Source organism: Selenomonas sp. FOBRC9, assembly GCF_000287655.1.
Taxonomy (GTDB): domain Bacteria; phylum Bacillota; class Negativicutes; order Selenomonadales; family Selenomonadaceae; genus Centipeda; species Centipeda artemidis.
This window is the reverse complement of the sequence record NZ_ALJR01000019.1, coordinates 54,644-64,271: the sequence shown is the minus strand read 5'-3', so window position 1 is coordinate 64,271 and position 9,628 is coordinate 54,644. Positions and strand designations below refer to the sequence as shown.

Annotated in this window: 11 protein-coding genes; 4 read left to right on the top strand and 7 right to left on the bottom strand. The window is 52.5% G+C overall.

The features are described 5' to 3' along the window. Positions 1–204 (bottom strand): helix-turn-helix domain-containing protein (locus tag HMPREF1147_RS12400; protein ID WP_369791738.1); only part of this gene is annotated, 204 nt, incomplete at its 3' end. 208 nt (positions 205–412) lie between these two features. Here HMPREF1147_RS12400 and sucC point away from each other — a divergent pair. From sucC to HMPREF1147_RS04655, 3 genes are all read left to right on the top strand, one after another. Continuing rightward, positions 413–1,603, top strand: coding sequence for an ADP-forming succinate--CoA ligase subunit beta (gene sucC, locus HMPREF1147_RS04665; protein ID WP_009657873.1), 1,191 nt, complete (start codon positions 413–415; stop codon positions 1,601–1,603). 13 nt (positions 1,604–1,616) lie between these two features. Beyond that, positions 1,617–2,522: a succinate--CoA ligase subunit alpha gene (gene sucD, locus HMPREF1147_RS04660; RefSeq protein ID WP_009657893.1), complete on the top strand. Its 906-nt coding sequence runs from the start codon at positions 1,617–1,619 to the stop codon at positions 2,520–2,522. A 228-nt stretch (positions 2,523–2,750) separates the two neighbouring features. Beyond that, a complete protein-coding gene (locus HMPREF1147_RS04655) occupies positions 2,751–3,638 on the top strand; it encodes a fructose bisphosphate aldolase (protein WP_037351157.1) in 888 nt (295 codons plus the stop codon). A 240-nt stretch (positions 3,639–3,878) separates the two neighbouring features. Here the strand turns inward: HMPREF1147_RS04655 and HMPREF1147_RS04650 are convergent, their stop codons facing one another. From HMPREF1147_RS04650 to HMPREF1147_RS11895, 5 genes are all read right to left on the bottom strand, one after another. Then, positions 3,879–4,166 (bottom strand): DUF86 domain-containing protein, encoded by a 288-nt coding sequence (locus HMPREF1147_RS04650; RefSeq protein WP_009657861.1) that lies wholly within the window; start codon positions 4,164–4,166, stop codon positions 3,879–3,881. After that, the gene (locus tag HMPREF1147_RS04645) at positions 4,147–4,452 is read right to left on the bottom strand and encodes a nucleotidyltransferase family protein (protein ID WP_009657909.1); all 306 of its coding nucleotides are present in this window, start codon (positions 4,450–4,452) and stop codon (positions 4,147–4,149) included. Before HMPREF1147_RS04645 ends, HMPREF1147_RS04650 begins: the two co-directional genes overlap by 20 nt. A gap of 23 nt (positions 4,453–4,475) precedes the next feature. After that, positions 4,476–5,204, bottom strand: a complete 729-nt coding sequence (locus HMPREF1147_RS04640) for a Fic family protein (RefSeq protein WP_009657855.1) — start codon at positions 5,202–5,204, stop codon at positions 4,476–4,478. A 464-nt stretch (positions 5,205–5,668) separates the two neighbouring features. Then, the gene (locus HMPREF1147_RS11900) at positions 5,669–5,854 is read right to left on the bottom strand and encodes a hypothetical protein (RefSeq protein WP_009657905.1); all 186 of its coding nucleotides are present in this window, start codon (positions 5,852–5,854) and stop codon (positions 5,669–5,671) included. Between the two features lie 15 nt (positions 5,855–5,869). Next, positions 5,870–6,361 (bottom strand): PF14103 domain protein, encoded by a 492-nt coding sequence (locus tag HMPREF1147_RS11895; protein ID WP_009657894.1) that lies wholly within the window; start codon positions 6,359–6,361, stop codon positions 5,870–5,872. 251 nt (positions 6,362–6,612) lie between these two features. Here HMPREF1147_RS11895 and HMPREF1147_RS04630 point away from each other — a divergent pair, with 251 nt between their 5' ends. Continuing rightward, entirely contained in the window at positions 6,613–7,929 is a 1,317-nt protein-coding gene (locus HMPREF1147_RS04630) for a sugar phosphate nucleotidyltransferase (RefSeq protein ID WP_009657899.1), read from the top strand. Between the two features lie 61 nt (positions 7,930–7,990). Here the strand turns inward: HMPREF1147_RS04630 and HMPREF1147_RS04625 are convergent, their stop codons facing one another. Continuing rightward, positions 7,991–9,622 carry an ADP-ribosylglycohydrolase family protein gene (locus tag HMPREF1147_RS04625; protein WP_009657890.1) on the bottom strand — a complete coding sequence of 544 codons (1,632 nt, stop codon included), beginning with the start codon at positions 9,620–9,622 and terminating at the stop codon, positions 7,991–7,993. Positions 9,623–9,628: the final 6 nt, after the last annotated feature.

The window sequence follows — 9,628 nt, the reverse complement described above, 5'->3', positions numbered from 1 at the left end:
TTGGTATGTGGTAAGGTCTGAGCGCATTTGTGTCACAGTGCCGCGTGTAATCTCCCGATACAAGGTAGAGCGGGAGATCTTCACCTGCTTTGCAATGTCAGTCTTTGACATACCGGTGGATAGGAGGGCAAAAATTTGTCCGCGCCGATATGGGTCTAGGTGTTTATATGAGCGCGTGGTTGTGGTAGAATGAGTATGGGACATGGCAGCACCTTCTGTTCTGTTTTTGTGGTGAAAACATTGTAACACATTGAGCGCTGCCTGTCCTTTTTTTCTGTCCCACTTCATTTTACCATGAACCCTCTAGTTTTTTCAATCGACATATCGGTGAAAATCAGTGGACAATCCCGCAAAACGGGGTTAATATAGTAGTTATATATAGGTTCTACTCACAAAAGGGAGGATTGGGTAAATGAACATTCACGAGTATCAATCCAAACAGGTGCTGCGCGAATACGGCGTCAAAGTCCCGAACGGACTGCCCGCATTCACCGTAGACGCTGCCGTCGACAACGCCGAAAAGCTCGGCGCCCCCGTCATCGTCGTCAAGGCACAGATCCACGCGGGCGGCCGCGGCAAAGCGGGCGGCGTCAAGATCGCAAAGACGACCGACGAAGTGCGCCGCTACGCGCGCGAACTGCTCGGCAAGACGCTCGTCACGCATCAGACGGGACCCGAGGGCAAGGTCGTCAACCGCCTGCTCATCGAAGAGGGATCGAAGATCAAAAAAGAATTTTACCTCTCCTTCGTTATTGACCGCCTCAGCGCCAGCATCGTCATGATGGGCTCCGAGGAGGGCGGCGTCGAGATCGAAAAGGTCGCCGAAGAGCACCCCGAGAAGATCGTCAAGGAGTACATCGACCCTGTCGTCGGGCTCATGCCGTTCCAGGCGACGCGCATGGCATACGCCATCAACATCCCCGCACCTGCAGTGCGCAAAGCCTCGACGCTCATGCAGCGTCTCTACGCCGCCTTCATCGGCAAGGACTGCTCGCAGGTCGAGATCAACCCGCTCGTCGTCACCGAGGACGACGACGTCATTGCCCTCGACGCCAAGCTCAACTTTGACGACAGCGCACTCTACCGCCACCCCGACATCGCCGAGCTCCGCGACGACAGCGAAGAAGATCCGAAGGAACTCGAAGCCTCCGCGCACGGACTCAACTACGTCAACCTCGGCGGCGACGTTGCGTGCATGGTCAACGGCGCGGGTCTTGCCATGGCGACCGTCGACATGCTCAAGCACTGCGGCGGAGATCCTGCGAACTTCCTCGACGTCGGCGGCGATTCCGCCCCCGAGAAGATCGCAACCGCCTTTAACATCATGCTCGAAGGCGGGCAGGCAAAGGGCATCTTCGTCAACATCTTCGGCGGCATCAACCGCTGCGACAACATTGCCAACGGCATCATCGAAGCCGCAAAACTCATCTCCAAAGACGGCAAATCCCTCCCCGTCCCCGTCGTCGTGCGCCTCGAGGGCACGAAGGTGGACGAAGGGCGCGAGATTTTGAAGAACACACCGATCGGCAATGTTTTCGCCGCAGCCTCCATGGAAGACGGCGCGAAACAGATTGTCGAGCTCGTCGCAAAGGCAAAGGCGTAAGGGAGGTTCAGCTATGTCCATTTTGATTGATAAAAATACCAAAGCCATCGTGCAGGGCATCACGGGCAAAGCCGCCCTCTTCCATACGCGGCAGATGCTCGATGCCGGCACGCAGATCGTCGCGGGCGTCACCCCGGGCAAGGCGGGACAGGTCGTCGAGGGCGTCCCCGTCTACAACACCGTCAGAGACGCCGTTAAGGCAACCGGCGCGAACGCCTCCGTCATCTACGTCCCCGCGCGTTTTGCCGCCGACTCCATCATGGAAGCCGTCGACGCAGAGCTCCCGCTGGTCATCTGCATCACCGAGCACATCCCCGTCCTCGACATGGTCAAGGTGCGCCGCTACATGCAGGGCAAAAAGACCCGCCTCCTCGGTCCCAACTGCCCGGGACTCTTGACGCCGAATCAGGCAAAACTCGGCATCACCCCGACCAGCGTCGCAAAGCCCGGACATGTCGGGCTCGTCTCGCGCTCCGGCACCCTCACCTATGAGGCGGCGTTCCAGCTCACGAATGCCGGCATCGGACAGACAACCACCGTCGGCATCGGCGGCGACCCCGTCAAGGACATGGACTTCATCGACGTCCTGAAACTCTTTAAGGCAGACCCCGACACCCTCGCCGTCTTCCTCATCGGCGAGATCGGCGGCACCGCCGAAGAAGAAGCCGCGAAGTGGATCCGGGAGAACATGCCCGAAAAACCCGTTGCCGCCTTCATCGCAGGACGTCAGGCGCCTCCGGGCAAACGCATGGGTCACGCGGGCGCCATCATCTCCGGCGGCAAAGGCACTGCCGCGGATAAAGTCGCCGCACTCAACGCCGCAGGCATCCCCGTCGCGGATACTGTCGCCCACATCGGCGAAACCATGGTCAAGCTCCTCAAGGAAAAGGGACTCTACGAAAAGTGCCACACCTGCTGAGGTCGTGCAGCGACAGAGAACGAAATCAGAGAATATAGGTGAATCGCGGATGAAAATGGAGTGTGCGCAGAAATGCGCCGCTCCATTTTTGTATGCAGTTGAACGGCGCCCCTCTGCCATATCTATAATTTCCCTTTATACTATCCCATGAAATTTATTTTCAATTTCGTTGAATTTCTTCCATTCCTGCGCTATAATATAGATATTAGAAAAAAGGAGGCATGCCCAATGAATCAAGATCAACTCAAGCGGATGGAACACGACAAAGGTTTCATCGCAGCCCTCGACCAGAGCGGCGGCTCGACGCCCAAGGCGCTGAAGGCGTACGGCGTCGACGAGAGCGCCTACCACGGTGAAGAGGAGATGTTCACGCGCGTCCACGAGATGCGCACGCGCATCATCAAGAGTCCTTCGTTTGACAAGAAAGAAATCCTCGCCGCGATTCTCTTTGAGAATACAATGGACCGCAAGATCGACGGTATCCTCACCGCAGATTTCCTGTGGGAGAAAAAGGGCATCATCCCCATCCTCAAGGTGGACAAGGGTCTGGCCGACGAGAAGAACGGCGTCCAGCTCATGAAACCGATCACAGGGCTCAACGCCCTGCTCGACCGCGCGAACGAGCGCCACATCTTCGGCACGAAGATGCGCTCCGTCATCAAAGAGGCGAACGAGGCGGGCATCAAAGCCATCATCGACCAACAGTTTGAAGTCGGTATGCAGATCGTCGGCAAAGGGCTCGTCCCCATCCTCGAGCCCGAGGTGGACATCCACTGCCCCGAGAAGGCAAAGGCGGAGAAGATCATGGTCGGCTTCATGAAGGAGCACCTTGCAAAACTGCCTGCAGACGCCAAGATCATGTTCAAGGTCACGATCCCGACCGAGGACAACCTCTACGAAGAGCTCATGAAGGATCCGCACGTCGTCCGCATTGTTGCCCTCAGCGGCGGCTATCCGCAGGACGAGGCAAATGAGAAGCTCGCCCGCAACCACGGGCTCATCGCCAGCTTCTCCCGCGCGCTCTCCCAGGATCTGCGCGCAGGGCAGAGCGATGCCGAGTTCAACAGCGTTCTGAAGAAAGCCATCGACGGCATCTACGCCGCTTCCATTACCTGATCCTCTCTCCACGGAGCTTCCGGCGACACAAAAAGGGCTTGCCGCGCATACATGAATCATGCATGTGTGCGGCAAGCCCTTTTTCGTGTGGAATAATAGTCACAGATTCTCTGGATGCGGCGAAATACAGCCTATCTTCTTTTATCGCAGGGATTTCACCTGTACGAGTTCGTAATTGTTTTCTTTCAGAACACCGGCACAAAACTCCCTAAGCATTGGAATATCATTCTGCATTGTCTCTCATACAATAGTAAAATTGATATTCTGATGATATGCATGTGCAAATATATTTCTCATATCTCTGATGAGCTTCCACGGGATTTCCTCACTGTGTTCCAAGAACTCATCCGAGAAGCTCTTGACTAGTTCGCCGATCGTCTGCATGGGCATAGCACATGCATTCCGATAGACATAGCTGTTCATGAACGCCTCTTCATTATCTCCGAAGAATCTCATCGTTTCTCTGATTTCGTCGCAGTACTTTTGAATCGACAACAGCACCTGCGCATCACGCTTGCCCACTTTCATAAAGTAAAATCTCATCCCTTTCTACGGCATCCTTGAAAATATAACAGTCCTCCGATAACCGGCTGATCAGATCCACTTCCTTATGCAGCAATTCCTCTAAATCAAGTCGAAACCTTGCCATCTTAAAAAGCCCCATACCTTTGGGAGCAACCATATGAAAATCCACATCACTCTCTTCCGTCGCCTCGCCGCGCGCATAGGATCCAAAGAGGGACAATTTAACCACCTGATATTTTTCACAAATCGGACGAATTTTTTCCTTAATTTCATCAATCGTCAAAATCATTTCTGCCCCCTCCTCTCCAACGCTCAAAGCATCGCGAGATAGTCGTCCAACCGTGCATTTACATACCCCGCAAACAACTCCTCCATACTGTCGATCGTCCCCTTCTCGTGATAGTCGTCAAACGCCTGATAATAGCGCATCCGATCCGTAAATTTAATATCGATCGGCGGATAGCCGGCCTTCATCAGCTCCAGATTGACGAGGAGGCGTCCCGTGCGTCCGTTCCCGTCGATGAAGGGATGAATCGCCTCGAATTCGAGATGAAACTGCGCGAGCTGAGACACAATATGCCGCTCCATATGATCTCCGTAAACGAGCAGCAAAAGCTCCATCTCCGACCGGATCAAATACGGTTGTACAGGATTGTGTTTCGCGCCCATAATGCTCACAGGGACTCTGCGGTAGACGCCGCGATCCGCGCGCTTATCCTCCAGCACCAGCGCGTGAATCTGCTTGATGACCTGCTCTGAGAGCGGAACGTTATCCCGCACGAGCTCGAGCACGAAGTCAAATGCCTCCTTATGCCCCACCGCCTCGAGATGTTCACGCAGCGGCTTTTGCGCAATCGTCAGCCCGTGCAGCACCATGTCCGTCTCGCGCAGGGTCAGCGTATTGCCCTCAATGGCATTCGAATTATAGGTGTACTCCACCGCGAATGCCTCTGTCAGACGTTCAATTTCGCCCCGTGTGAGCGGTCGTTTCGCGTCCAGCACCTTTTTCTTTTGGTCAATAATGTCAAGCAGCGATTCCACATTGAATCTCCTTATACTCGATGTTCGGCAGATATCCCAATGTGCCGAATGCGCTCGAGGTCGTATATTTTGTGCCCGTACAATATCCCCCTACATAACTAAATTTGCCGTAAATTGTCAAGGACTCCGCGCACAGTTGCTCCACCGTGGCGAATAAAATTCTGCGGTGTACACTCTTTGACATAATCCGGCTTAAAATAAATACGTATACTAGATATTTTTTGTATGTTTACAGAAATCACATTATTGTCAGAATACTTGTTTTGAAGTACTGCCAACAAGCGCTTTCCACGTATTTTCTTTTGACCGATATATGCTCACTATTTTTGCTTTTCCATTATAGCATTTCTTTCATTAATATAATAGCCCCCTTTAAGTCCTGCCGGTCATACAAAAAGAGCCGGCGCATGCGTACGTTTTTACGCCGCTGCACCGACTCTCTCCGGCTCTCACGCCTCATACACTTACTCTGTTGCCCGCAAAATCCGCTTTCGGATCTCGTTCAAAAAATATCGAAAACTCGGCGATGCATTCGCATCCGGGCACATGTGCCGCCCAATGTTCACTGCCCACTCGCGCTTGCACTTGCCGCGCTCCACATAGGTCGGGCAGTCCTTCTTCATCCGCTCCCTGCCGCCGCGGTAGACCACATCCGCCAGACACTCCTACGTCCGACAGATGCTGTCCTGCCGATAGGTGTCGAGCGCCGCGCGCTTTGCCCGCGGGTATGCCTTGATCACAGCCTCCCGATCACCGAGCAGCCACGCCTCAACCTCTTCCACCGCGATACAGAACACATGGTCAATCGTGATATTTCTGCGTGCGGCAAGTTCCTTTAATTGCCGGGCAAACGCCGCCTGATCCCGTTTGTCATTATCCAGTACCACGAACACCGCCGACGGCTTCAGGTGCCGCAGGCTCTTATCAAATCCGCTCAAGTATGTCGCGAGATCATTCAGCAGTTTCCCCGTTTTCGTCTCTTTCGTCGTATTTTTCTTCGTAAATCCGCCGATACCGCGGAACGGCTTCACATTCCATGTGACAAAATCAAAATCTTTCGTTATCTTCTTTTCCCATGAGAAATCTCCACCTATCGCGTGTCCACAGCCTGCGAGCTGCGCCACAAGGTCAAAGGGAAATCCGGCGTTTTCCGGCATACATTGGATCGCCCCGCAGGCCGCTCGTCCCGCAGCGGCGATACCGATGATTTGGACAAAATCACATAATCACATTCCGTAATAACCACCCACGCCCTTTTACATCAAAGATATACCAATGCGTTTATTATAGCATAAGAGAATCGTTCTATGCTGCCGCGCTGCTCAAATATCCTCGTCTTGATTCTTTCGCCGCCGCCTGTTATCATAATGCCGTAAGACTTCGAGACCGTTCAAAGAGGGAGAACTCCATGCAGATCGTACTACTCTCCGGCGGTGCAGGCAAACGCCTTTGGCCGCTCTCCAACGACCTATATTCCAAACAGTTTCTGCGTCTCCTGCGCCGCGCAGACGGCACGCGCGAATCCATGATCCAGCGCGTCTGCCGCCAAGTACGCGAGGCGGCCCCCGGCGTTCCCATCACCATCGCAACCGCCGGCGCGCAGATCTCGCTCATCCGCCGCCAGCTCGGTACGGATGTGAGCATCTCCGTCGAACCGTGCCGCCGCGATACCTTTCCCGCCATCGCCCTTGTCTGCGCCTATCTGCACGAGGTACGCGGCGTACCGCTCACAGAATCGGTCGCCATTTGCCCCGCCGACCCCTACGTTGCCTCCGACTATTTCCGCGCCGTCACAGACCTCCTCACCGAGGTCGAACGAGAGGGCGCTGCGCCGCTCCTCCTCATGGGCATCGAACCAACCTATCCCAGCGAAAAATACGGCTACATCCTCCCCGAGACGGGCGACACACAAAGCAAAGTCGCCTCCTTCCGGGAAAAACCGGACGAGGCGACCGCAGAGAAATATATCGACGAAGGTGCACTGTGGAACAGCGGCATCTTTGCATTCAGGCTCGGCTATGTACTCGACAAGATGCAGGAAATCTTTCCCTTTGACGGCTATGAAGACCTCTACAACCGCTATGAGGAACTGCCGAAAATCAGCTTTGACTATGCAGTCGCCGAGAAGGAAGAGAACATCGCCGTCCGGCGCTACAGCGGCACATGGCTCGACATCGGCACGTGGAACACCCTCGCCGGCGTCATGCCCGAAGACGCCATCGGACGCGTCACCCTTGACGAGACCTGCTCGAATGTCCACGCCGTCAATACAGCGTCTATGCCCATCCTATGCATGGGGCTCAAGAACGTCGTCGTCGCCGCCAGCCCCGAGGGCATTCTCATTGCCGACAAACACCGCTCCAGCATGATGAAGCCCTACGTCGAAAAACTCCACACCCCCGTCATGTATACCGAAAAATCATGGGGCGAATTCCACATCCTCGACGCCGACACGAACAGCCTCACCATCAAGATCACCCTCAGCCCCGGACATGCTCTCACCTACCACATGCACGAACGCCGTGACGAAACATGGACCGTCATCGAAGGCCGCGGCCACGTCAAACTCGACGGCAACGAATTCGCCGTCTCCGAAGGACAAACCGTCCGCATCTCCCGCGGCTCCTTCCACACCATCCGCGCAGAAACCCTGCTCAAGGTCATGGAGGTGCAGGTCGGGGAGGATATTGATGTGGAGGATAAGATTATGTTATTTTCATCATAAAGATTATAGTTTATACGTATCAAATTAAGTTAATACCATATCCCTTTACTTTTCCGTCAAATTATTTGATACACTTTTTTATAAGCGCTACCATCTCCTCATTTACTTTGAATTGCTTGGCTATCTCTACCAAAGATTTATCACTCTCAATAAGTTCTCGTATGATTTTAAGTACTTTCCCCATCGTTATGGCCTTATTGAATGTAGAATTATCAAGCAGCTTCTTGATAATCCCTGCATCCAGTATGAATTTCTCTTCGGTGTTCCGTACCGCAATTTGTTTTTGAGCATTATCCCCACCTGTCGGCTGTTGATTCCCTGCAATCCTTTGGGTCGACTCCGTCATAGATGCCCGCTGATATAGGACAAGACAGGTTTGACTATCATCTTGACGATTATGTGGCTCGACCTCAAACGGCTGAAATTCTTTCGCGTAGATAGTCTGTCCAAGTGCCGTCATCCATTTTTTTATCACTACAATGCCATGATTTCCATTTCTAGCTTGCCGTGTCTCTAGAAGCCGCATCATGCCTATTGGCGAAATCGACCAATTATCATTTTTTGATTTTACTACCGATACCTCGGTCTTTGTTGTTTCTTTTTTATTTTCAGATAGTAAAATTTCAACGATTTGAACAAGGCATTGATAATCCTGGACCATTTTCCATTCCGGCGGAATCCAGTTTATACCGCAGAGCATCCCAAGGAGTCCTCCCGTTATCGAAGCAATCGTATCGGTATCGATGCCAAAGGAACCCGCAGGAGTTTTAATCCCTAATACGGGATTTGTAGCATATCGAGAGGCGAAATATATAGCTGTCAGTACAGCTACATCGCCAGCCCCATTCACACTACTGTAGCACCCCAAAGAGTCCATCACTTTGGCATCTTCTAGCATCAAGCCTTTTTTCAGAGATGTGCTAATGAATTCGAGTTGGCGGATCATATGGTTGTAATTACTGTCCCACTCTTGTACATAGTCAAATGTCGAATATTGCTTGACTTTTCCAAACCAGTCCTTAAAAAATTCAGATGAAGGAAACGTACCCCAATAGTCTTTTCCATCGATGACTGCGGCTACAAGTTCCCCATATTCGAGAACAGTCTCTTTTCTTAAAATAAAATCTAAGGCATAAGCGTAACAAGTTGCACCCAAAATCGCTCTTGGATGCCCATGTGTAATGATTGTATTCCTAATGATGTCCGATATCAAGGCCGTTTTATCCGGCTTATTCGCATAGGCAATAACATGCGGAAGAATCCGCATGGCGGCTCCATTACCGCCGGCATTAAGGTACTCTTGAGGAGATGTTGACTGCCAAGGCAAAACCTTTTCCTCGGCAATTGACCTAGCAGCTTTCAAGAGTGCACGACCGCCCCCTCGTTCATACTTCAACCAAAAAGGAAGTTCTTTTTCCGCAAAGAAAGTCTCCCAATCTCCCATTATTATGCTTCGTGCCACGGAAAGTGTTAACTGGGTATCATCGCTGTATTCGCCTGGAAAAATTCTCTCATCATGCCAACGGGGCTGCCTACAACTCCGAGTCCACTCAACAAAGAAATCATGCACCTTCGGTTTTTTTGCTCTATTTTTAGACCGGGGCTCATTCGGCCAACCTAAAGCATCGCCAATAGCAGTGGCCAACATCGCTCCTATACATTTTTCTCTTTTGGTTGGTATCGTTATCGACATTAGATC

Coding starts and splice junctions, on each gene's coding strand:
- HMPREF1147_RS04650 (WP_009657861.1), bottom strand. CDS start 4,166: ATGAAAGTGGGCAAGCGTGATGCGCAGGTGCTGTTGTCGATTCAAAAG.
- HMPREF1147_RS04655 (WP_037351157.1), top strand. CDS start 2,751: ATGAATCAAGATCAACTCAAGCGGATGGAACACGACAAAGGTTTCATC.
- HMPREF1147_RS04645 (WP_009657909.1), bottom strand. CDS start 4,452: ATGATTTTGACGATTGATGAAATTAAGGAAAAAATTCGTCCGATTTGT.
- sucC (WP_009657873.1), top strand. CDS start 413: ATGAACATTCACGAGTATCAATCCAAACAGGTGCTGCGCGAATACGGC.
- HMPREF1147_RS04630 (WP_009657899.1), top strand. CDS start 6,613: ATGCAGATCGTACTACTCTCCGGCGGTGCAGGCAAACGCCTTTGGCCG.
- HMPREF1147_RS04625 (WP_009657890.1), bottom strand. CDS start 9,622: ATGTCGATAACGATACCAACCAAAAGAGAAAAATGTATAGGAGCGATG.
- HMPREF1147_RS11895 (WP_009657894.1), bottom strand. CDS start 6,361: ATGCCGGAAAACGCCGGATTTCCCTTTGACCTTGTGGCGCAGCTCGCA.
- sucD (WP_009657893.1), top strand. CDS start 1,617: ATGTCCATTTTGATTGATAAAAATACCAAAGCCATCGTGCAGGGCATC.